The sequence below is a fragment of the Alkalibacillus salilacus genome (assembly GCF_030812915.1).
GTDB classification, from domain to species: domain Bacteria; phylum Bacillota; class Bacilli; order Bacillales; family Alkalibacillaceae; genus Alkalibacillus; species Alkalibacillus salilacus.
Genome location: NZ_JAUSTQ010000007.1, coordinates 24,282 through 47,404 on the forward strand (window position 1 = coordinate 24,282; position 23,123 = coordinate 47,404).

General features: G+C 39.0%; 20 protein-coding genes and 1 pseudogene. 16 read left to right on the forward strand and 5 right to left on the reverse strand.

Going from position 1 to position 23,123, the window contains the following annotated elements; all coding sequences use genetic code 11:
• Window positions 1–65: 65 nt before the first annotated feature.
• Together J2S77_RS09220 and J2S77_RS09225 are read right to left on the reverse strand one after the other, a co-directional pair.
• Window positions 66–2,075 carry a heavy metal translocating P-type ATPase gene (locus J2S77_RS09220; RefSeq protein ID WP_306976672.1) on the reverse strand — a complete coding sequence of 670 codons (2,010 nt, stop codon included), beginning with the start codon at window positions 2,073–2,075 and terminating at the stop codon, window positions 66–68.
• Between the two features lie 135 nt (window positions 2,076–2,210).
• Window positions 2,211–2,771, reverse strand: coding sequence for a Maf family protein (locus J2S77_RS09225; RefSeq protein WP_306976673.1), 561 nt, complete (start codon window positions 2,769–2,771; stop codon window positions 2,211–2,213).
• A gap of 93 nt (window positions 2,772–2,864) precedes the next feature.
• Between J2S77_RS09225 and J2S77_RS09230 the strand changes: the two genes are divergently transcribed.
• The gene (locus tag J2S77_RS09230) at window positions 2,865–3,701 is read left to right on the forward strand and encodes an alpha/beta fold hydrolase (protein WP_306976676.1); all 837 of its coding nucleotides are present in this window, start codon (window positions 2,865–2,867) and stop codon (window positions 3,699–3,701) included.
• Window positions 3,702–3,785: 84 nt separating this feature from the next.
• On the opposite strand, the gene J2S77_RS09235 is transcribed toward J2S77_RS09230, so the two are convergent.
• Complete coding sequence (locus tag J2S77_RS09235) at window positions 3,786–4,610, reverse strand: ABC transporter permease (protein ID WP_306976678.1); 825 nt, start codon at window positions 4,608–4,610, stop codon at window positions 3,786–3,788.
• A gap of 12 nt (window positions 4,611–4,622) precedes the next feature.
• Window positions 4,623–5,555 carry an ATP-binding cassette domain-containing protein gene (locus J2S77_RS09240; RefSeq protein ID WP_306976680.1) on the reverse strand — a complete coding sequence of 311 codons (933 nt, stop codon included), beginning with the start codon at window positions 5,553–5,555 and terminating at the stop codon, window positions 4,623–4,625.
• A 109-nt stretch (window positions 5,556–5,664) separates the two neighbouring features.
• Here J2S77_RS09240 and J2S77_RS09245 point away from each other — a divergent pair, with 109 nt between their 5' ends.
• From J2S77_RS09245 to J2S77_RS09270, 6 genes are all read left to right on the forward strand, one after another.
• Window positions 5,665–6,105, forward strand: coding sequence for a MarR family winged helix-turn-helix transcriptional regulator (locus J2S77_RS09245; protein ID WP_306976682.1), 441 nt, complete (start codon window positions 5,665–5,667; stop codon window positions 6,103–6,105).
• A gap of 62 nt (window positions 6,106–6,167) precedes the next feature.
• Window positions 6,168–6,935 (forward strand): alpha/beta fold hydrolase, encoded by a 768-nt coding sequence (locus tag J2S77_RS09250; protein WP_306976684.1) that lies wholly within the window; start codon window positions 6,168–6,170, stop codon window positions 6,933–6,935.
• A 16-nt stretch (window positions 6,936–6,951) separates the two neighbouring features.
• Entirely contained in the window at window positions 6,952–7,371 is a 420-nt protein-coding gene (locus J2S77_RS09255; protein WP_306976686.1) for a magnetosome magnetite crystal formation protein family, read from the forward strand.
• 233 nt (window positions 7,372–7,604) lie between these two features.
• Window positions 7,605–8,834 (forward strand): MFS transporter, encoded by a 1,230-nt coding sequence (locus J2S77_RS09260; RefSeq protein ID WP_306976688.1) that lies wholly within the window; start codon window positions 7,605–7,607, stop codon window positions 8,832–8,834.
• 80 nt (window positions 8,835–8,914) lie between these two features.
• On the forward strand, window positions 8,915–9,919 hold the full coding sequence (locus J2S77_RS09265; RefSeq protein ID WP_306976689.1) for a DUF3231 family protein: 1,005 nt from the start codon (window positions 8,915–8,917) through the stop codon (window positions 9,917–9,919).
• A gap of 7 nt (window positions 9,920–9,926) precedes the next feature.
• Window positions 9,927–10,412, forward strand: a complete 486-nt coding sequence (locus J2S77_RS09270) for a hypothetical protein (RefSeq protein WP_167263751.1) — start codon at window positions 9,927–9,929, stop codon at window positions 10,410–10,412.
• Here J2S77_RS09270 and J2S77_RS09275 read toward each other — a convergent pair whose 3' ends face one another.
• Window positions 10,413–11,318, reverse strand: a complete 906-nt coding sequence (locus J2S77_RS09275) for a DUF4349 domain-containing protein (RefSeq protein ID WP_306976692.1) — start codon at window positions 11,316–11,318, stop codon at window positions 10,413–10,415.
• Window positions 11,319–11,452: 134 nt separating this feature from the next.
• Here J2S77_RS09275 and J2S77_RS09280 point away from each other — a divergent pair, with 134 nt between their 5' ends.
• The 9 genes and pseudogenes from J2S77_RS09280 to J2S77_RS09320 all read left to right on the forward strand — a co-directional run bounded on the left by J2S77_RS09280 (window position 11,453) and on the right by J2S77_RS09320 (window position 23,061).
• On the forward strand, window positions 11,453–12,109 hold the full coding sequence (locus J2S77_RS09280) for a TVP38/TMEM64 family protein (protein ID WP_370871813.1): 657 nt from the start codon (window positions 11,453–11,455) through the stop codon (window positions 12,107–12,109).
• A gap of 20 nt (window positions 12,110–12,129) precedes the next feature.
• On the forward strand, window positions 12,130–13,827 hold the full coding sequence (locus J2S77_RS09285; protein ID WP_306976696.1) for an ABC-ATPase domain-containing protein: 1,698 nt from the start codon (window positions 12,130–12,132) through the stop codon (window positions 13,825–13,827).
• Window positions 13,828–13,847: 20 nt separating this feature from the next.
• A complete protein-coding gene (queG, locus tag J2S77_RS09290) occupies window positions 13,848–14,993 on the forward strand; it encodes a tRNA epoxyqueuosine(34) reductase QueG (RefSeq protein ID WP_306976698.1) in 1,146 nt (381 codons plus the stop codon).
• Window positions 14,994–15,527: a methylated-DNA--[protein]-cysteine S-methyltransferase gene (locus J2S77_RS09295; RefSeq protein WP_306976699.1), complete on the forward strand. Its 534-nt coding sequence runs from the start codon at window positions 14,994–14,996 to the stop codon at window positions 15,525–15,527.
• Window positions 15,528–15,568: 41 nt separating this feature from the next.
• On the forward strand, window positions 15,569–16,042 hold the full coding sequence (gene trmL, locus J2S77_RS09300) for a tRNA (uridine(34)/cytosine(34)/5-carboxymethylaminomethyluridine(34)-2'-O)-methyltransferase TrmL (RefSeq protein WP_306976700.1): 474 nt from the start codon (window positions 15,569–15,571) through the stop codon (window positions 16,040–16,042).
• A 312-nt stretch (window positions 16,043–16,354) separates the two neighbouring features.
• Window positions 16,355–18,007 (forward strand): P-loop NTPase family protein, encoded by a 1,653-nt coding sequence (locus J2S77_RS09305; RefSeq protein ID WP_306976702.1) that lies wholly within the window; start codon window positions 16,355–16,357, stop codon window positions 18,005–18,007.
• A gap of 289 nt (window positions 18,008–18,296) precedes the next feature.
• Window positions 18,297–21,138 (forward strand): annotated as a pseudogene (locus J2S77_RS09310) (2-oxoglutarate dehydrogenase E1 component).
• On the forward strand, window positions 21,080–22,381 hold the full coding sequence (odhB, locus tag J2S77_RS09315) for a 2-oxoglutarate dehydrogenase complex dihydrolipoyllysine-residue succinyltransferase (protein ID WP_306976704.1): 1,302 nt from the start codon (window positions 21,080–21,082) through the stop codon (window positions 22,379–22,381). The pseudogene J2S77_RS09310 and the gene odhB overlap by 59 nt, the downstream one beginning before the upstream one ends.
• Window positions 22,382–22,449: 68 nt before the next feature.
• Complete coding sequence (locus J2S77_RS09320) at window positions 22,450–23,061, forward strand: hypothetical protein (RefSeq protein WP_306976707.1); 612 nt, start codon at window positions 22,450–22,452, stop codon at window positions 23,059–23,061.
• Window positions 23,062–23,123: the final 62 nt, after the last annotated feature.

Below are 23,123 nucleotides of genomic sequence, written 5' to 3' on the forward strand. Positions count from 1 at the left end.
TAATTGGCTTAAAAGATTGTAAAAACCACGTAACCATGCTCTAAATGGTTACGTGGTTTTAGTTTTTATTCTGCGGTTAATAGTTTAGCGTTAATTGCGACAATAACGGTACTTAAGCTCATTAATACGGCGCCAACTGCTGGGCTTAGTAGAATGCCAATTGGAGCTAAAATACCTGCTGCAAGCGGAATGGCCACAATATTATAGCCTGCAGCCCACCACAAGTTTTGGACCATTTTTCTATACGTTTTCCGTGATAAGTCGAATAATGACACGACATCATTTGGATTACTTTGGACTAAAACAATATCGGCTGATTCCATCGCAACATCTGTACCAGCGCCAATCGCGATTCCCACGTCAGCTGTGGCTAAAGCTGGTGCATCGTTAATGCCATCACCTGTCATAGCGACGCGTTTAGATTGTTGTTGAATCGTTTTGATATAATCTGCTTTATCGTCTGGAAGTACTTCAGCATAAACTTTATCGATGCCGATTTGGTTAGCAATCCAATGAGCGACTCGTTCATGATCACCTGTTAACATAACGACTTCGATGCCGTTATCATGTAGCTGTTGAACCGCTTCTTTTGCCTCATCTTTGATGATATCAGCAAGGGCAATCATCCCAATTAAGGTATCGTCTGCTAAAACAGAAACGACCGTTTTACCTTGTTCTGATAGTTGCTGTAATGTGTCATCATCATAAGCTATATCATGTTCCTCTAAATATTTTGGACTGACGATCTTAACTTGTTTTCCGTTAACAGTTCCTTCGATTCCTTCACCGGTTTTGGCTTTGAAGTCTTGCGCATCATCGAGTGATAAATTCTCTGATTGAGCATAATCAACAATACCTCGTGCAAGTGGGTGCTCTGATTGTTGTTCAAGGCTTGCTGCTAATTGAATCAATTGATTTTCGTTATAATTTTCATGCGGTAAAATATCCGTTACCCCAAATTCACCTTTCGTAAGAGTGCCTGTTTTATCAAAAACTACGGTATCAACACCACGTGCGTTTTCGAAATTTATGCGATTGCGAATCAGCAGTCCTTGTTTAGCTGATAATGATGTTGATACAGCGACGACTAGTGGTGAAGCTAGACCGAGCGCGTGCGGGCATGTGATGACCATAACCGTCACCATTCGTTCTAACGAATGATCGAAAGGGGAGCCAAAACTTAACCAAATGACCAAAGTGATCACACCTGATAGAACAGCGATATAGAATAACCATTTGGCTGCGCGATCTGTGAAATCCTGTGCTTTTGACCGAGATTGTTGAGCTTCTTGGACGAGGTTGATGACTTGTGATAAATAAGAGTCCTGTCCAGTTTTCTCAACTGAAATGGTTAAGGAGCCTTCTTGAGCAATGGAACCTCCGATTACTTCATCGTCCTCATGCTTCTCAATCGGAACAGATTCACCCGTAAGCATGGATTCATCGATACTCGATTGCCCTTTAAAAATCGTGCCGTCTACCGGGATTTTTTCTCCAGGTCTGACTAGAACATGATCGCCAGCTTGAAGAGAATCGATTTCAACCTCTTCAGTTTCACCGTTGTCCTGAACTTTGGTTGCTTTATTAGGCATTAATTTAACGAGTTCTTCTAAAGCATTAGAAGCGCCCATCACCGAACGCATTTCGATCCAGTGGCCTAATAACATAATGTCAATGAGCGTTGCTAACTCCCAGAAAAACTGGCCACCTTCAAGGCCGAATACGGTTAAAGAACTGTAAACATAGGCAACCGTAATTGCTAGTCCGATTAGTGTCATCATGCCTGGATTTTTCTGTTTAATCTCGTCAACGGAGCCGGTTAAAAATGGCCACCCCCCGTAGAAGAAGATTGCCGTGGCGAGTACAAAAATGATATATGAACTAAAAGGGATTTCCCAATTCACCCCAATAAATGACTGGATCATGGGGGAAAGAATTAAAATAGGAATCGTGATTATAATAGAAATCCAAAGGCGTTGTTTAAAATCTTGTACCATCTGTTCGTGATGATGGTGATGACCTTCATGCTCATTGTGTTTGTGTTCTTCGTGTTGGTTACTATGATCGTGTTCCATACAATTCCCTCCTAATGCAATAAGCTAATATTTATATTCACTAATAGTCATTTGCTTAAACATAACCCCCTTATGATGTAGGCGATCATAGGGGATAGGCAATATTTTATGTGTTTGATGATTGATCATGTTGCTTTAAGTATTGAAAGCCTGTAAACGGCGAATAACCTGGGAAATTGGTAATCCCATGACGTTATAATAATCACCGTGGATTTGCTTCACAAAACGGGCACCAATACTTTGAATGCCGTAAGCTCCAGCTTTATCATAAGGTTCATCTGTTTGGATATACCAATAAATTTCCTGTTCTGTTAATGGCCAAAATTCCACATCTGTTCGTTCAACAAATAAGTCTTCATGCCCGTTAGAACGTAGAATCACACCTGTGAAAACAGCATGTGACTGTCCACTTAATTGTTTCATCATTTGATAAGCATCTTCTTGTGTTCGTGGCTTTTCAAAGATTTGATTGTCAAAGCCAACAACCGTATCTGCTGATAGAATGATTTCCTGATTATTTTTGATTGGAATATGGCGGCCTTTGATTGTGGCTAGTTGTTCAACTTTTTCAACTGGATTAGGTGTTGTGATCACAGACTCATCGACATCGGGTTTTCGGATTGTAAATGGCTGTTTAACTTGTTGTAAAATCGCTTGTCGGCGCGGTGATGATGAACCTAAGATTAAATCGGTCATGATTTGTGCTCCTTTTTAGAATGTAGAATTTGCAGTATGGTGAAACTATAACATATCATAGATATAGAAACATGACACAGAGGAAGCGATCGGATGAAACAAGAAACGATTAGAGTATTAGATGTTGATGTGTATTGTGAATATGAATGGCATGATAAGCCTGTGATGATATTGATTCATGGCTTTTTAGCTTCAACTTATTCATTTAGCGCAATAACGCCTGAGTTATCAAAACATTATTCCATTTTGGCGCTTGATTTACCAGGCTTTGGCCAAAGTGAAAAGTCCAAAACATTTGAGTATTCTTTTAAGCAGTATCGTCAATTGATTGTCGCAGTGATGGATTATTTTGATATTGAACGCGCCCATATAGTGGGCCATTCAATGGGAGGTCAAGTGGCACTAAGTGTCGCTAAGGCTTCACCAGAAAGGGTTAACACGTTAATGTTGCTGTGTAGTTCAGGCTATCTAAAACGGGCAAAATCATGGGTACGCTATAGTTCATATATGCCATTCTTCTACCAATTCGTTTATCGCTATTTTAAACGAAAGGATGTGCGAAACGTTATGGAAAAAGTATTGTATCGGCATGAATTAATTACAGATGAAATGATGGATCATTATAAAAAACCGCTTCTCGATATTAATTTTCATAAGTCATTAACGCGTTTACTAAGGCATCGAGAAGGTGATCTGTCGAGAGAAGAATTACAGCATATTTCAGTGCCAGCGTTGTTGATTTGGGGACGTGAAGATGAGATTGTGCCACTAAAAATTGGCGAGCGGTTAGCCGAAGATTTACCTAATGCCCAACTAGAAGTGTTTGATGAAGCGGGTCATTTAGTAGCTGATGAACGACCGAATGATGTTATAAGAATGATTAATCAATTTATTGAAAATCAACAAGCCGGAGCGACGTCTTTTGAATGACATGTCTCCGGCTTGATTTATGAGGGTTTTCATTGATGATGGTTGTAATTAAATGAGCGAATCGAGCAATTAAATGAACACTTATTAAGCATTCGCTCGCTTAAAGCTAAATGTGGCGATAGCGACGACAATCACAGTAAAAACTAAAATAAATAAGATTTCTTCAAATACAGTGACCTGTCGACCAAACACGGTGAGGTTTAATCCCATTGTTTCGCGCACAGTCATCGATAGTTGATCGATATCAATCATAATCTTCTTCATGACGTCGACACCATATGTAACCGGGTTAAGTTTGACGACAACATCGAGCCAGCCTGGCATTCCGCTAATCGGAAATAAAGCGCCTGATAAGAAGACCATTGGCAAGACAATAATATTAACGATGAGTTGGAAGCCTTGAGTTGAATTAATCACACTGGCAAATAACAGGCCGATACCTGATAAAGCGGCACCTAGTAAGAACATAAATGGAATGACTTGAATTAACGACATAAAATCATAGCTCAGGCCAAGAAGCGGGATGAGTGCAAATAACATAATGCCTTGGATAGTCGAAACGGTCGCAGCACCAGCCATCTTGCCGACAGCAATACTAACACGCGAAATCGGTGAAACTAAGATTTCTTTCATATAACCGAAATCTTTATCTTCAATAACAGACATCGCGGAAAAAACAGAGGTCATGAGTAATGTCATTGATACAATTCCTGGAAAAACAAATTGGACATAATTAAAATCTTCACCGACATCGATATTTTGTGTCATCATTGTTTCCATTGTGCCACTCAAGCCGCCACCGAATATGAGTAAAAATAAGATCGGCATTGTAAACGACCCGAATAATCGAGCTCTATCACGGAAAAATTTGATTAAATCACGTTGCCATATGGCAATAATACCTTCCATATTGTGTCACTCCTATTCTTCGCTTGTTTGAATATTGCGTCCTGTAAAAGCTAAAAAGACGTCATTTAATGTTGGTTTGCGAATATTTAGTTTGGTAATTGGAATATCGAGTGTTTTAATAAAGTTTGAAATAAACGCATCACTACTTTCGACTTTGAGGTGGATGGTGTCACCGCTAACAGTCACGTCTGCACCAGTCACTTTTTCTTGGATTTCTTCGATCGCTTGATCATTATCTTCAGTCGAAAGCTCAATTAAGTCGCCACCTAATTCATCTTTTAATACCGTTGGTGAATCGATTGCGATAATCTCACCTTGGTCCATAATGGCAATACGATCACTGACCTCAGCCTCATCTAAATAGTGTGTTGTTAAGAACATCGTGATGCCTTCTTGTTCTTTTAATTTCAGAATGTATTTCCATAAATGAGCTCGTGTATTTGGGTCAAGCCCAACAGTTGGTTCGTCTAAAAACAAGACTTTCGGATAGTGGAGTAGACCACGTGCGATTTCCAAGCGACGTTTCATACCACCAGAAAATTCTTCAACACGTTTATTTTGCACGTCGATTAAATCAACAATTTGTAAGACTTCTTGAATTCGTGAGTGGCGTTTTTCTTTAGGAACATTGTAAAATCGACAATGAAGTCTTAAATTTTCGTTGGCGGTTAATTTTTCATCGAGCGTATTTTCTTGAAAGATAATCCCGATACTACCGCGAACTTCGTCTTTTTGTTTATGAACATCGTAGCCGTTAATGACGACGGAGCCTGATGTTGGTGGTAGCATAGTGCAAATCATATTAATCGTTGTACTTTTACCAGCACCATTGGGACCTAGAAAGCCAAAAATTTCGCCCTCTTTAACGTCGAAATTAATGCCTTTTACGGCGTTAACATTTTTATATGTTTTAACGAGATCAGTTACTTGAATAACAGAATTCATCGTCATCCCCCTTTGTCACAAATAGTTATGTTATAATAACTATCAATTATTATCAGCTTAAATGATGAGAATGTCAAATTGTTATGAAAAGTTTAAGGAGGTTAGCTACATGAGTGGGTCAACAAACGACCTAGTCGATCAAGTATTAACGGCATTGCCCTATATACCGAAAAAAATATTCGGCCCTTATCATCTTATAGAGACAGGTGATTTACACCCGTCCCACTTTCATATCTTGCATACGGTTGAACAGGTTGGACACATTCAAATGTCTGACATTGCCCGAAGTTTATCCATTAATAAATCAAACTTAACGCCTCTAATCCAAAAGTTAATAAGTCATGATTTGATTCGAAAGGAAAAATCTGAGCTAGATCGTCGTGTCACTTATGTATACTTAACAGAAAAAGGCGAAACGTTTTTATCGGAACAAAAACGTCGATTAGAAGTAGCTGTTGAAGAGCGTTTATCTACACTATCTAAAGATGACCAACGACAATTAAAAGAAGCATTTCAATCGATTAGTAAGATTTTATCAACACTCGATTAATGTGTATGGAACCATTCTTCTAGAGTGACAATAATGGATATAGTCATTAGAGGAGTGGTTTAATGCCATATATCACTTATCGAAATCAAAAATTGTATTATCGGATCCAAGGGAGTGGTGAAGCCCTCGTCTTTATTCATTGTCCTGTGTTTCCGAGTCCTGTTTTTAAGGGACAAACAGATTGCTTGTCGAATCATTATCAAGTCGTTGAAATGGATCTACGTGGGCATGGTAGAAGTCAGTCAAACGATGAACCATGGGATTTTGGGAGTATTTGTTATGATTTTATTAAATTAATTGAAACTAAGGTGCAGAAGCGGGTTTGGCTGGTTGCTTATTCAGCAGGGTGTAGCATTGCGTTTGAACTAGCGCTAAAAAGACCTGATTTAGTTAAAGGATTAATTCAAATTGGTGCTGTCGATCGTGTTAATACTTTGATCTTATCAACACTTGTTAAAGGAGGTATGGCACTCGCTAAACGTGGATGGTCTAATTTAATTGCTTTTTTTGGTACATTCAGCAATACGAAAAATCCATTGATCGCTGTTCCGTTGTTATCATCTGCATTTAAAACAAATTCACGAGACGCTTATTATTATTACAGGGCTTATTTGACATACCAATGCTATAAACGATTGTTTCAATTAGACCGACCAACTGTGTTAATTTATGGTGAACATGATAAGCTGCTCAGTCGTCACGGGGCATCGATTGCATCGAGAATACCTAATTGTTCGATTCGCATGGTTCAACATGGCAGGCACCAATTGCCAGGTAATCAAATCGATGATATAAACCAAATCATTGATAAGTTTATTAAGTCACACTAGAAATGGGGAATAAGCTGTGAGGGAAGTAGTTACAGCTAAGGATAGGTGGATGGTGCTAATTGGTTATGCTTTACCTATTGTTTTTCCACTAACCTTATTCAATATTGTCGTAACAGTTGTGTATTGGTATGTAGCACCGTATCAATCACCTTTTTTTGATCATCATATGCGTGAAAATATTAATGCACAAATTTCTTACCAACTATATTTGCTCCTCAGTTTTGGGTTGTTTTTATTACTTGGGTGGTTCGGTTCCATGAACTTAAATTGGCTTCCTGATTTAGCCCATTTATCTATCCCGTTATTTGCTATGGGGCTTATAGGGATTATTTTTATCATTATAATAGCATGGTGGGTGGTCTTTATTATTGCGGTGATCGCCACTATTGCTAAGAAATACTTTCGTTTTCCTGTGACCATTCGTTTTATTAAGTAAGTCTATAAGCATTTCACAAAACAATTAATCAAACATTTGATACACTAACTTAGGTAGAGGAGAGGTTTAGAAGAATTAAGACGCTATGATTGTCGTTATGACCATCACAAAACTAGCATTCCTGTGAGGAATCATATTTGTGGTTTTTACGATTATAATGAATGATCTAAACTAGCCGATTTGGTATCATGCCAATCGGTTATTTTACTGTTGAAACCTGAAGGAGGAATAGTGTGGGGAATATCAAGATTGGGATTAAAGAGAATATATTACTTTTCACCATTTTTGTGGTGATGAATTTCTTTGTTGGTGCCATGGTCGGTGTCGAACGAACAGTCTTGCCGATTATTGGTGAAGAACAATTTGGGTTGGCTTCAACGAGTGCAGCATTATCCTTCATTGTAAGCTTCGGATTTTCGAAAGCGATTATTAATTATTTTGCTGGTGGGATTGCCGATCGCTTCGGGCGAAAACGTGCGTTAATTGCAGGTTGGGTAGTTGGCTTGTTTGTTCCCATTTTAATTATTTTCGCTCACGCGTGGTGGGTGATAGTCGTTGCCAATATTTTATTAGGAATTAATCAAGGGCTTGCCTGGTCGATGTTAGTCAATATGAAAATTGACGTGGCTAAGCCGACTCAACGTGGGACAGCTGTGGGGCTTAATGAATTTGCCGGTTACTCAGGTGTTGCTGTTTTCGCAGCATTTTCAGGTTATATTGCACAAAATGTGTCACTACGTCCGGAACCGTTCTTCTTGGGAATCGTGATTGTGTTAGTTGGACTCATTTTATCTATATTTGTCAAAGATACCGAGCCGTTTATCAAGGAGCAAATGAAGGCAACTTCTAAAAATGGTCAAGAAAAGCGTAAATCAGCAGGCGAAATTTTTGCTCTTTCAACTTGGCGTGATAAAAATTTATCCAATTTTAGCTTCTCTGGTTTAACGACAAACCTTAAAGATGGCATGGCATGGGGATTATTTCCTTTATATTTTGCAACGGTAGGTCTTAGTGTCAGCGAGATCGGTATGATTGTAGCGGTTTATCCAGCAGCGTGGGGGATGTTTCAGTTATTAACAGGTACACTAAGTGATAAATGGGGACGTAAACGTTTAATTGCTTCGGGTATGTACTTACAAGCCTTGTCTTTATGGATGATTCTCTTAGTTGATGGATTTGCTTTGTGGTTTATCGCAGCTGCTTTACTTGGATTAGGAACGGCGATGGTTTATCCGACGTTACAAGCTGCGATTAGCGATGTCGCAGCCCCAAGTTGGCGAGCATCATCCATGGGTGTTTACAGATTTTGGCGTGACACAGGGTATGCTTTCGGTGCACTATTAGCAGGATTGTTTGCTGATATGCTTGATGTGTCATGGGCAATTGGATTAGTCGCACTCATGCCATTTATTGCTGGTGTGCTAGCACAATTAACGATGGATGAGACATTACAAAAACAATAAACGATAAGGGTTCTTGTGTATGGGATTGACAGAATCGGAAAAGCTATCCTTGAGGAAATATTAAGGATGGAGGTTTACCAATGGCAAATACACATGCCCAATTAACAGCCCCTGAAATATCACAATTATGGTCAGACTGTTTAAGTGATACCTTGATTCTTTGTCAATTAAGGTATTTTGAACAGCATGTTGAAGATCAGGAAATTGCACAAATCATTCAAACAAGAATTGAAAAAACAAGAGAACATTATGGTTTCATTGTTGACCTGTTTAATGCAATTGGTTATCCAATTCCAGTTGGGTTCAATGAAAACGAAGATGTTGATATTAATTCTGACCGCTTATTTACGGATCATTATATGCTAGAGTTTTTAAGGCAGTTAAGTCAGATTAGCATGAATGCTTATGGCACAGCAGCAGCTTTTTCCACACGTCCTGATATACGTCAATTTTATGCAGACCGTCTGCAAGATTCACAGCAGTTAAATGAAGAGGCGACAAGTTTAGGGATAGATAAAGGATATGTCATTATAGCGCCATCACTTCCAATTCCATCTAAGCCTGACTTTGTCAAAAAGAAAAGTTTCTTAACAGGTTGGTTTGGTGAACGAAGACCTGTGACTGGAAGTGAAATTACATTTTTATTTGCGAACATACAACGTAATGCCATAGGGGCTGCAACGATGATGGGATTTGCTCAAACGACAGCATCGAAAACATTACAACGTTACTTTCAACGTGGGAAAGATATTGCAAACAAACATATTGAAATCTTCTCATCCATTTTACGTGAAAATGATGTGCCCGTCCCAATGACTTGGGATACGGAAGTGACAGACCAGACTTCTTTTGTCTTTTCGGATAAATTGATGTTATATCAGACGTTGGCATTAAATAGTTTAGGACTTGGTTTTTATGGGTTGAGTATGTCCAATAGTCCACGGCATGATTTAGGCGTTCATTACACACGGTTAATGGCTGAGATTGCACAATTTACTGAGGATGGAACAGAATTGATGATTGATCATGGCTGGTTAGAGCAACCTCCTCAAGCGGCAAACCGTAGGCAATTGATGAACGAGTAAGGGAATGATGGATAAGAATAAACGCATTGAAGCTATTGTATGGAGTATTGCTCTACCTGGATTTGCTCAATTACTCAACCATTCCTATATTAAAGGTATTTTGTTTGTCCTGTTAGAAATTTTCATAAACGTCCAAGCCAATTTTAACTATATTATTATTCCCAGTTTTCAAGGTGAGATTGATACAGCAATTGAAATGACGAATTATCAGTGGATTATGTTTTATCCTTGTTTATACATGTTCGCAATGTGGGATGCTTATAAATCAGCTGGTGGAGGCGATAAACCCTATGCTTATGTTCCTTTCGCCCTGGCAGCATTTGTTGGTACAGTAGGGGTGATTATATCACCAATTTTCCAAATTGCGAGTATTTCGTTCGGACCGATCTGGTGCGGCATTATCTTTCATATCATAGGGTTCATAGTAGGAGTTTGGCTTATGAAACAGTTAAGACAAAAGTTACCACTAGACGAAGAAACAGTCGAGTTATAATTAACCCGACTGTTTCTTTTTACGTCGTTTGTACCAGATAACGCCACCAATAATTAATAATGGAATTAAAATGGGTGATGTACCTGCAATAAATACAACAAGATAAGAACCTAACTGAATCAGCGTATTGATGGTACTCATAAAAACTTGTTGAGTGCGTTCAAAGGTGTTTAATGATTCTTCGCTTTCAATATTAGGAATGTTAACTCGTTTTTCTTCAATTTCAATCGTAACGGTAGCATGAGCGCTGTGATTTTCTAAGTATTCCATTTGGCCTTTTAATTGTTCAATTTCTTCTTGTACGCTTGCTAAGTCGTTTGAGATCTCTAATAAACTTTCAGTGTCATCGGATTCTTCTAAAAAGTTCAATAAACGTTGTTCGACTGCTTCTTTTGAATTCAACCGAGATTCTAAATCAACATATTGCTCCGTAACATCTTCGCCTTGTGTCGATTTTTCTACGATATGAATGTTTTCACTATCTATTTGATTCATAAAATCTTGGAACGATTCTTGTGGAATTCTTGCCCGTATATGGCCGGAACGATGATCTTCATCTTGGTTACGGGTTGACGATTCGACGACATAACCATTTAAACTCTCAATTTTGTTCGTCAGTTGGTTATGAGCATCGTCATAATTGGGTACCTCAATCGAAAGTCGTCCTGTGTAAATAACCATACGATCGGAATTTGTGTCCTGTGCTTCATCAGTTGATGGTTCTGACTTAGATGATTGAGTGTCACTTTCTTCACTCATTTGTACTTGCTCTTTTGAACCAGCTTCTTGTTCTACATCAGCTGCATCATTGTTGCTCGTTTGTTGAGTGGAATTTGCATCATCATTTGAACATGCACTTAATATAATAGCGCATACCATCATAAATATAACGATATATTGACGCATGAACAGACCCCCTGTTTCTATAAGTGTTACATTAGACGTCTTAATTCCGAAGATGTTACAAAAGTATATGTATGATTGAAGAAAAGAATTATCGGGAATAAATGATTCATAACGATATGTAAGGGTGAATGCTGGTGGAACGTGTATCGATCTTTAAAGTAACCATTATATTAACCATTATTATCGCCTTATTGTGGTTAAACTATGTTGCTATTGACATCACACCAACTGAAATTCGACATTTGATTTATCAAGCTGGATGGTTAGCACCTGTTGCTTATCTTGTTATTTATAGCATTCGTCCACTAGTTTTATTTCCAGCTTCGATCTTTTCAATGGTCGGTGGTTTAGCGTTTGGCGTGTTATTCGGTGGGTTATTAGCTTTAACTGGCGCTACACTAAGTGCAGTAATGGCCTTTTTTGTGACGAGGAAATTTGGCCATAAAGCTGTCCAATTTAAGGAAAAAGATAAAATCGAACAGTATCGTCAGAAGTTTGAAAGCAAAGGATTTCTATACATTTTAATGTTACGCTTAGTACCAGTGATAAACTTTGATTTTATCAGTTATACGGCAGGGTTGGCTCGGGTGTCACTTAAAGACTTTATTAGAGCAACTGTGATTGGCATTATTCCTGGTACGATCGTTCACAGTTTCGTCGGTGCAAGCATAGCAGAAGGGAACTCAACAAAACTGATCATTGCAGGACTTTTATTAGTGGTCATGCTCCTTATTCCAGTTATATGGAACCAACAACTCTTACAAATGATCGAACGAATGAAAATGAATTAAAGGACTAGGAGGATATAGAGATGAATCAACTAAAATCATTACTTCAAAAAATTGATCAAAAAAGTTACAAAGCCTATAAAGATGTTCAAGGAAGCTATCAATTTGATGATTATACTTTGTTTTTGGATTATGCCCAAGGTGACCCCTTTGCAACACCATCTAAGATACGTTTGTTTATAAGTGATCAAAGACAATCTGTTTCTCAAAAATGGCTTGATTCCAAACGTCGTCGTGTATATGTGGAAGATTATTTGGCACGCGTCGTTCACCAAGCTGTCTTAAATAGTAAAATAACTATTAGAGGAAGCGGTAAAAGTGGCATGATTGCAATTGATGACCCAGACCAAGAGATATTAGAACGAACAACTGTGTCTGTAACCGAACAAGGCATTACGGTCTGTTTATCAGTTGGCTTACCTGCTAATGGCCGTAAAATTAATGGTAAAGAAGCAGAAAAGCTCTTCTTCCAAGCGTTGCCTAAAATTATTTCTAACTCCGTATTATCGCTCGATCATAATCGCCTCGACCAAACACTAGAGTTAGCAGACCAACATGAAGCGATTCGGGACAAGATGAATGAAGAAGGTTGGATTGCTTTCGTCGCAAATGGCTCTGTTTTGCCAAGAGCAAGTGGGATTAGTTCTAAACCATTAAAACAAGCCGTTCCATTTGAAAGCCCGAAAGAAAACGAAGTATCATTCTCGATCCCACACCGTCATGAGCCGATTCGAGGCATGGCGATTAAACAAGGCATCACATTAATAGTGGGTGGTGGCTATCATGGTAAGAGTACATTGCTTGAAGCGCTTGAACTTGGTGTCTATGATCATATTGCAGGCGACGGTCGAGAATATGTGTTAACTAACCGTGATGCTGTAAAAATCCGAGCTGAAGACGGTCGCAGTGTTTCTAATGTTTCGATTGCTCCATTTATTAATAATTTACCGAACGGAACAGACACCCAAGCATTCTCAACCGAAAATGCAAGTGGCAGTACTTCGCAAGCGACTAATGTGATGGAAGCATTAGAAGCAGGCGCTTCAACATTATTAATTGATGAAGACACAAGCGCGACGAACTTTATGATTCGCGATGAACGGATGCAACAACTTGTTGCACCTGAACAAGAACCAATCACGCCATTTGTTCATAAAGTGAAACAATTAAGAGATGAGCGTAATGTATCGACAGTTCTCGTCATGGGAGGTTCTGGCGATTATTTTGACGTCGCTGATGATGTGATTATGATGGATCATTACCAACCGATTAATGTCACTGAACGCGCGCGCCAAATTGCCGGGGTGGATCCTAAAGCGTATGGACAAGCAGAGGTGTTCGGTGAATGGTCACATCGTACCGTACAAACTCAGTCACTAGCCAAGCCAATTGGTCCTAAAGGTAAAGTCCAAGCTAAAGGAAAAACGACCATTATGTTAGGGAAACAAGCTGTTGATTTAGCTCTTGTAGAACAATTAGTCGATGATTCCCAAACAAGAATGATCGCAAATATGTTAAAATATATGGCGGTTAAATACGAAAATGACACACCGAAAACAGTAGCAACATGGTTAGATGCACTCGAACAAGCGATGGATGAAGAAGGGCTAAGCTTCACCCAAGGCAAACGCCAACATGAACATCCTGGAGATCTAGCTCGTCCACGTCGCTTTGAAATCGCAGCTGCACTTAACCGTATTCGTGATTTACGAACACGTTAAGATAGAAAGGAGGGGTTGTGTTGGATATTCAACAACTAAAAGAAGAATTAAAGGACTATTGTGAAGAGATTAATGTTCAGAAGATCGGTTTTGCATCAGCGGATACTTTTGACACGTTAAAACAACGATTGATTACACAACAAGCTCTGCAATATCATTCAGGTTTCGAGAAGGGCTCGGTTGAAGAACGCACAACCCCAACATTGTTACAACCAAAAGCTAAGTCTATTATTGCAATTGCGCTTGCCTACCCGTCTAAGCTGCATGATGCACCTAAGAATCAAAAAGGAGCACGTCGCGGCCAGTTTGCACGAGCCTCATGGGGGCGCGATTATCATGATGTCTTACGCGAGAAATTAAACCAAATAGGCGAGTTTTTAGAAGCACGAGCAGGTGATGTAACGTATACATCAATGGTTGATACTGGTGAGTTACATGACCGAGCTGTTGCGGAACGGGCTGGTATTGGTTTTACCGGTAAAAACTCGACTCTAATTACCGAAGAGTATGGGTCTTATGTTTATTTAGGTGAAATGATTACAAATATTCCATTCGAACCGGATGAACCCCTAGAAGAGGGCTGTGGTGATTGCAATATATGTGTCGACACTTGTCCTACAGGTGCATTAGTACAAGGTGGACAGTTAAATGCCAGTCAATGTATTGCTTATCAAACCTTAACGAAAGATTACTTAGGTGATGAATTCCGCTCGAAAATAGGTAATCGTCTTTATGGCTGTGACACTTGTCAAGTCGTTTGTCCGAAAAATAAGGGTGTAGACTTTCATGTTCATCCTGAGTTCGAACCAGATCCTGAACGAGTCAAACCAAAATTAGAACCACTACTCACTATGTCCAATCGTGAATTTAAGGACACATTCGGAGAAATGGCTGGATCGTGGCGTGGCAAAAAACCGATCCAACGTAATGCGATTATCGCACTTGCTAATTATAAAGAAACATCTGCTGTTGATACACTGAACCGTGTTATGCAACAAGATCCTCGACCAATGATTCGCGGAACAGCAGGTTGGGCGATCGGCAAAATTGGTCGTGATGATAGTCAATCCCTTATATTGAACGCCTTAGAACGTGAAACAGATGAGGGAGCACGCCATGAAATGCACAAAGGTTTAGATCTATTGAATGAAAAGGTGGGGGAATAGATGACAATTTATGTGACAGAGTATCAATCACCAGTTGGTCCTCTTTTTATAGGTGGGACAGAAGATAAGCTGTACTGGGTGAAATTTGGCACAGAATCTGATCTAAGAGAACGATTTGATCGCTGGTTACAACAATACTTCGGGGATGAAACGTTTGTGTCAAATCCCGATATATTTAGCGATGTCACGGAAAAATTGGATCAATATTTCCAAGGAAATTTAACGGATTTTGAATTTAACTTCAGTTTTTATGGCACAACCTTTCAAAAAGAAGTGTGGCAGGCTTTATTAACGATTCCTTATGGTGAAACATGGTCTTATCTTGATATCGCTCAAGCTATCGGTCGTCCTAAAGCTGTTCGTGCAGTAGGTGGTGCAGTCAATCGTAATCCGTTTACGGTCGTTGTCCCTTGTCATCGCGTCATCGGCAAAGACGGTTCACTCGTTGGTTATGGTGGCGGATTAGATAAGAAGAAAACATTATTATCAATTGAAAAGGATTCAGCCTCACCATCGCTTGATAATATGCTATAATATGCCATGTTTGAATCATTTTAATAGCTGAGGTGGAAACAGTGGGTATACATGTCGTTTTATATCAACCAGAAATTCCTGCTAATACAGGTAATATTGCTCGAACTGTGCTAGCAACCAAAGGAACGCTTCATTTAATTCGACCTTTAGGTTTTTCGACAGACGATAAAATGTTAAGGCGAGCGGGCTTGGATTATTGGCACGATGTCGATATTCGATATCATGATTCTTTGGAAGAACTGTATCAAGCATATCCAGAAGGTTCCTATTATTACATCGAGAATTTTGGAGAGAAATATTACACAGATTTTGATTACAGTAATCAAAACGAAGATATCTTTTTTGTCTTTGGTCGTGAGACAGACGGGATTCCACATGAGTTACTTGAAGGTAAAGAAGATCGATGCTTGCGTGTCCATATGACAGAGCATGTACGATCACTTAATTTATCAAATACAGCTGCAATTATCGTCTATGAAGCATTACGTCAACAAGGCTTTCCGCATGTACATTAAAAAGCACGCATTGGAATTCCAATGCGTGCTTTTGATGTTAGTTTTGCGTTTTACTTGCGAGGTTCACCTGGTGTTGCATCATACCCAGAAGCAAACATAGAGACTAAGAATGTCACACAAATACTCATAATAATAGCTGTATCCATGGAGAATCCTCCTTTTTGAAAATCACGTTTGTACACATATTATAACCTAAAACTAAACTGTTGTGAATGAATAAATCATTTGTTCAAAAAAAGTTCTTGATCCGTTAATCGTATAATATTCTTAACCACTCGAATAAATTATAGCAAAAAGGGTGGAGGGGATTTTGTGTCAGAATTAACATTAGATCAATATTTCGCTTTGATTAAAAATAGAACGTTAAAGCCTTTATCTGCACACGAACGTCTATATCGTGCGTTCATTTGGGGACAGGAAAAAGGAATGTTTGCCCATTTAATTGGGATGGAACATATTCTTAAAGAATTTGAACAACGATTTTTATTTCCAGCTGCTAAAGATTATGATACGCAGAAACGACTATGGCTATTCGTTGGTCCCCCAGGTAGTGGGAAATCGACCTTTGTCCAGACATTAAAACATGTTCTTATTGAATTTTCGAAAACGGATGAAGGATCAGTCTATCGTTTAAAAGGTTGCCCCATGCAAGAAAATCCTTTGTGGGCATTGCCTGAGAATGAACGAACGATCATAAAAGAAGAAATCGGGTTAACTATAAATGGAACGCTTTCACCCTATAATCAACAACGACTGGAACAAGATTATCAAAATGATTGGCGTCAATTGCTTGTAGAACGGTTTGAACTTTCAGAGCAAGAACGATTAGGGATTGGAACCTTTATGCCGGGCGATTGGTATACGCAAGACTTATCAGATTTATTGGGTGATATCGACTATGCGAAGGTCACGCAATATGGTACATCATCTGATCCCCGTGCTTATCGTTATGATGGAGAAGTTCAAGCAGCAAATCAAGGTTTATTAGAACTGCATGAAGTATTGAAATGTCGTCATGATTTGCTTTATCCTTTCCTAACATTAGCCGAGCAATCGATTTATAAAGTTTCCCGACAAGCAATGATATTTAGTGACCTAGTCATGATTGGTCATTCCACTTTATCTGATTGGCAATCTTTTTCTGAAGATGAGAGAAATCACAGCCTTTTAAAACGGATGAGTGTATTATTTGTTCCATATAACTTAAACCTACAACAAGAAGTGGCTCACTATAAGCACTATGTACACCAAGAAGATCAGGATAAGTTTGCCCCGAAAGCCATAGAATGTATCGCATTAACTGCTATTTTATCTCGATTTCAATATAGTGAGAATCGCCGCATTTATCAAGAGATAGTTACAATGAAGTCAGGAAAAGATCTCCCATTTCAAAAAGGTGACGGATTGGATGGTCTTGATACGCGTCTCATTTACCGTATTCTAGATCGATGTATCTCCATGAATAGTAAAATTACTGTACAAGAGCTATTGGAAGAATTGCGTCTTCAAGTAGAAGATGATCTTACCATAACTAAAGCCTCTAAAGCCTGGTATCATCATTTGATCACATGTGTTCTTAAACATTTCGAAACTGAATTAATTTATCGAATTGAAACTGAAATCATTAATGATTATCAAGAGGAATTAAATGAAATAGTCGAAAAAGCTAGTCAGTCACCTGAATTACTCAAGCAATGGTTCGGATTATCTAATGATGTGATTGCCAGTTTTCAAAGTCAACGCAACCTAATTCATGAACAAAATCTTTTCGTTCATTTAGATTCAGAATATCAAAAACTATTTCAGCAAAAACTAATGCAAAATGTGTTGCAAAAGCTAAATGGTGAAAGTAAGTTAAGAAAAGCATTAGCAAAATATTTAGAGACAATTGAGGATGGACGTTATACACCATATTTTTCAGAATTGATAAAGTTGGTGAATGAGCGTTATATTATTCATAGGTAGATTAATCCATCAAAACATGTCGAAACTAATCGCTTCATTGTAATTTTTCATGCGCTAACCTTTTCTATTCAACAATTTTCATATATACTAATTGAAGGTATATGATGTTTTGACATGGGACACTACTGAACAGTTTGTTTTGCCTTTGAATAGGGTATTATAAATGGTAGATGTCTTTATAAAACGACAATAAACTTGAAATCAATTTTCTAGAAAGTGATGGGGGTAGTAAATAGTGGCAATCCAAGGGTCTAACGACAATGTTTGGCATGCTTTTCATGGGCCTAACATGGGTTATGTGGAAGAACAGTACGAGTTATTTCTAGATGACCCTGATGCAGTTGATGAATCATTGCGTCAAATGTTCGAACAATATGGTGCTCCTGATTGGATGGAATCAAGTAACGTAGAGACTTCAAGTGGTGGTCAAGCTAGCATCAGTGACTTGAAGAAGTTAACATCAGCGATGAAGTTAGTTGATGCGATTCGACGTCATGGACACTTAGAAGCAGACATATTTCCAGTTGGAAAACAAGATGATCGTGCGACACCATTAGTTGATCCGAAAACATATGACTTAACAGAAGCTGACTTAAAGCAAATGGATGCAAAAGTGTTAATCGCCAATGTACCAAGTCATGTAAACACTGCTTGGGATTTAATTCAACATTTGAGATCCCGCTATTCAGGTACAGCTTCATTTGAATTCAACCATATCCCAGATGATGATGAACGGGAGTGGTTATATAATCATGTAGAAAATGGCGCGATTGACGTTTCGTTAAGCAATGATTATAAGCAAGATTTATTAAAACAACTAGCCGAAGTAGAAGGTTTCGAACAATTCTTAGGTAAAACATTCGTCGGTCAAAAACGCTTTTCCATTGAAGGATTAGACGTCATGGTCCCGATGATTGAGCGATTAGTGAAGAACGGAAATCAAGATTCGGTTGAACATATTTTGATGGGTATGGCTCACCGTGGCCGTTTAAATGTTTTAGCTCATATTCTCGGAAAGCCTTATGAGAAGATCTTTTCAGAATTTGCGCATTCACCTGATAAAGAATTAGTTCCTTCTGAAGGATCTACAGGAATCAATTATGGATGGACAGGTGACGTAAAATATCACTTCGGTGCTGATCGTGAGTATGGGGATGAGAACGCGACCAAAGTAACATTAGCACATAATCCTTCTCACTTAGAGTTTGTTAATCCTGTTGTTGAAGGTTATACGCGAGCTGTACAAGATAATCGCCATGAAGCGGGTTATGCTGAGCCTAATTTCGATAAGGCATTCACCATCCAAATTCATGGTGATGCAGCTTTCATTGGTGAAGGGGTAGTTGCGGAAACACTTAATATGTCGCAATTAGACGGTTATGAAACAGGCGGTTCAATCCATATTATCGCGAACAACCTATTAGGTTTTACGACAAACCATAAAGATGGCCGTTCACCGAAATATGCGAGTGACCTTGCAAAAGGTTTTGAAATGCCGATCATTCACGTCAATGCTGATGATCCAGAAGCATGTATGTCAGCGATTGAACTAGCTTATCAATACCGTAAGAAATTCCAAAAAGATGTCATCATCGATTTAGTTGGTTATCGCCGTTATGGTCACAATGAAATGGATGAGCCACGCGGAACGCAACCAAATCTTTACCGTGAAATTGACAATCATAAAACAGCTTATGAGTTGTATGCGGAGACTTTAACAAATGACCAAATTATTAGCGAAGAAGATGCCAAAGCGTATAAGGATCAAGTGTTAGATAGTCTGCGTGAAACATACAACAGTATGAAAGAAAATGAAGACGTTGAACACACGATTCCGGATATTCCGGAAGAAGTTGTTAATGGTCTAGACAAGATTGAGACAGCTGTTGATGAGTCAACGCTTAAGAAATTAAATGAAGATATGCTTAAGCGACCAGAAGGGTTTAATGGCTTTAAGAAATTAGAGAAAATCCTACAACGTCGTGAAAAAGCATTTGAAGAAGGCGAGAAAGTTGACTGGGCCTTAGGTGAAGCTTTAGCTTATGCGTCGATCTTAAATGATGGCACACCAATTCGTATGACAGGTCAAGATACACAACGAGGTACTTTCGCCCATCGTCATGCTGTCCTGCACGACACAGAAAAACAAGAAACCTACAGTCCATTCCATGGTCTAGAAGGTGTTGATAAAGCATTCAGCATTTATAACAGTCCATTAAATGAGACAGGCGTATTAGGCTTCGAATATGGTTATAGTGTTCAATCAGATGAAACACTTGTCCTTTGGGAAGCGCAGTTCGGTGACTTCGCTAACGCCGCGCAAGTGATTTTTGATCAATTTATTGCATCTGGTCGAGCAAAATGGGGCCAAATTGCGAGTTTAGTGATGCTTCTGCCTCATGGCTATGAAGGCCAAGGTCCAGAGCACTCAAGTGCGCGTTTAGAGCGTTTCTTACAATTATCAGCTGAAAATAACTGGACAGTTGCTAATGTGACCTCAGCCGGACAGTTTTTCCACTTACTACGTCGTCAAGCAGCGATTGTTGGTACGGAAGCTGCTCGTCCACTCGTTGTCATGTCACCGAAGAGTTTACTACGTAACCAACGAGTTGCTGTTGATCACGAAGAGCTTTCAGAAGGTAAATTCAAGCATATTTTAGAACAACATAATACAGGTGAAGATCCTGAAGCTGTTAAACGATTAGTTCTTGGTAGCGGCAAGGTAATGGTAGAGTTAGAAGAAGCAATGGAGAAGCGTGATCCATCTGATGCGATTCACCTTGCACGAATCGAACAGATTTATCCATTCCCTGAAAAAGAACTTCAAGAACTACTTAAGAAGTATAAGAACGTTGAAGAGATTATTTGGCTACAAGAAGAGCCGAAGAATATGGGTAGCTGGGATTTCGTTAAAGAACGAATTCAAGATATAAAGAAAGTTAAGCAGAAACTCCATTACGTAGGTCGTCCACATCGTTCCTCTCCAGCTGTGGGTGATCCAAATGTATCGAAAGCAGAACAAAGTCGCATTCTTAATGAAGCATTGAAGTTAGATTAAAGGAGGAGAAGGTCGTGAAGGAAATTATTGTCCCAGAGCTTGCCGAATCAATTACAGAAGGTACGGTAGCTGAGTGGTTAGTCCAAAAAGGTGATCAAGTTGAAAAAGGTGACGCTGTTCTTGAATTAGAAACAGATAAAGTAAACGTTGAAGTAAACGCAGATACAGCAGGTGTGATCGCTGAATTACTTGTTGAAGAAGGCGATGACGTTGAAGTTGGTGACGCGATTGCGAAAGTAGATGAAAACGGGGAAGCTTCAGCTAGCTCAGACGATGGTTCAGAAGCTGAATCTAAAGAAGATGACAAGGCAGAAGAAGCGAAATCAGAATCAAAAGAAGAAACGAAACAAGAAGCAAATGAAGTAAGCGAACAAGAACAAGAAGAAACATCACAACAAGATGCTGAGCAACCTGTTGCTTCACCAGCGACACGCAAACGTGCACGCGAACTTGGAATCGACTTGAACGAGATCAAGCCGAAAGATCCAGTTGGCCGAATTTCAAAAGAAGACGTTGAAGCGGCAGCGAAAGAGAAAACTGAAGGTAGCAAGAAACAAGATAGTAAGAAAGAAAGCAAGAAAGACGATAAGTCAGCTGAGAAGACAGAATTTGATAAGCCAGTTGAACGCGTGAAAATGTCACGTCGTCGTCAAACGATTGCGAAACGTCTTGTTGAGGCGCAAGAACAATCAGCTATGTTAACGACATTCAATGAAGTCGATATGACAAATATCATGAATGTACGTAAAGATCGTAAAGACGAATTCGAGAAGAAACACGGCATTAAGCTTGGTTTTATGTCATTCTTCACGAAAGCTGTTATCGGTGCCCTTAAAGAATTCCCATTATTAAATGCGGAAATTCAAGGTGACGAAGTCGTTATGAAGAAATTCTACGACATCGGTATGGCTGTATCGACTGAAGAGGGTCTAGTTGTACCAGTTGTCCGCGATGCTGATCGTCTAAGCTTCGCAGGCATTGAAGGTCAAATTATGGATGTGGCTAAGAAGGCACGTGACGGTCAACTATCCATGGGCGACCTACAAGGTGGTTCATTCACGATTACTAACGGTGGTATTTTCGGTTCATTACTATCAACACCAATCTTAAACACACCACAAGTTGGTATCTTAGGTATGCACAAGATTGAAAAACGTCCAAAAGTCATGCCAGATGACAGTATCCAAGTACGCCCAATGATGTACATTGCTCTGTCATATGATCACCGCATTGTTGACGGTCGTGAAGCTGTACAGTTCTTAGACCGCGTGAAACAAATGGTTGAAGATCCATATGACTTATTACTAGAAGGTTAATGAATAATTGATTCGCACCCTCGCATAATTTATTGCGAGGGTGTTTTTTTATGTGAAAGAGGTGATAAATGATTCATTATCATAGCCGTTATTACATTCATGGTCATGTGGATTGGAAGCTAACTGAACAAAGTCATGAAAGAGGTAATCAAAGTGCGCAACTTTTAAATGGCGATAGCCCTTTATCTGAACAAGATTTAATCCAATTTATGGGTTCTTATAAACGAAAATCAGAATATACTTATCGAACCAATAAACGTCAAATTTGGCTCAAGCATTTCCGTACATCAAAACCTATTCCAGATTGCAAAATACGACAACCAATTAAGATTAAACAAACAGATGTTAGATACGTGTTAATGATTGATAGTTCTCGTTCTATGAAACAAGGAAATTTATTAGAGTGGGTGGATCATCGTGATTTCACAAAGTACCATCACATCTTTCTTCATCGGGAAAATCTTTATCCGTATCCACATGAAGGGTTAACAGAGAAACACTTAGAAGGAGGAACTTCGTTTATAAAGCCAGTTCAGATGTTGACCACCGTAGCTAAACAGTGTGATTTATTAGTCCATTTAGATCACGTAACAGACGGCCATGTTGGCCAAGCAGAGCAGACGAGGTTAAATGATGCTCTTGTTAAACCTATTTTATCTTACCGACAAATCAGGCCATAAGATGAATTGTCGCATTATTCAACAACGATTTGAGCAAATAGTCTAAAATTTACTAAAAAGAT

Bases quoted from the DNA above. Each gene is read 5' to 3' on its own strand.
- J2S77_RS09245 (WP_306976682.1), top strand. From the start codon at position 5,665: ATGAGTGGGTCAACAAACGACCTAGTCGATCAAGTATTAACGGCATTG.
- J2S77_RS09230 (WP_306976676.1), top strand. From the start codon at position 2,865: ATGAAACAAGAAACGATTAGAGTATTAGATGTTGATGTGTATTGTGAA.
- J2S77_RS09240 (WP_306976680.1), bottom strand. From the start codon at position 5,555: ATGAATTCTGTTATTCAAGTAACTGATCTCGTTAAAACATATAAAAAT.
- J2S77_RS09285 (WP_306976696.1), top strand. From the start codon at position 12,130: ATGAATCAACTAAAATCATTACTTCAAAAAATTGATCAAAAAAGTTAC.
- J2S77_RS09275 (WP_306976692.1), bottom strand. From the start codon at position 11,318: ATGCGTCAATATATCGTTATATTTATGATGGTATGCGCTATTATATTA.
- J2S77_RS09265 (WP_306976689.1), top strand. From the start codon at position 8,915: ATGGCAAATACACATGCCCAATTAACAGCCCCTGAAATATCACAATTA.
- J2S77_RS09220 (WP_306976672.1), bottom strand. From the start codon at position 2,075: ATGGAACACGATCATAGTAACCAACACGAAGAACACAAACACAATGAG.
- J2S77_RS09225 (WP_306976673.1), bottom strand. From the start codon at position 2,771: ATGACCGATTTAATCTTAGGTTCATCATCACCGCGCCGACAAGCGATT.
- J2S77_RS09295 (WP_306976699.1), top strand. From the start codon at position 14,994: ATGACAATTTATGTGACAGAGTATCAATCACCAGTTGGTCCTCTTTTT.
- J2S77_RS09250 (WP_306976684.1), top strand. From the start codon at position 6,168: ATGCCATATATCACTTATCGAAATCAAAAATTGTATTATCGGATCCAA.
- J2S77_RS09270 (WP_167263751.1), top strand. From the start codon at position 9,927: ATGGATAAGAATAAACGCATTGAAGCTATTGTATGGAGTATTGCTCTA.
- J2S77_RS09320 (WP_306976707.1), top strand. From the start codon at position 22,450: ATGATTCATTATCATAGCCGTTATTACATTCATGGTCATGTGGATTGG.
- J2S77_RS09235 (WP_306976678.1), bottom strand. From the start codon at position 4,610: ATGGAAGGTATTATTGCCATATGGCAACGTGATTTAATCAAATTTTTC.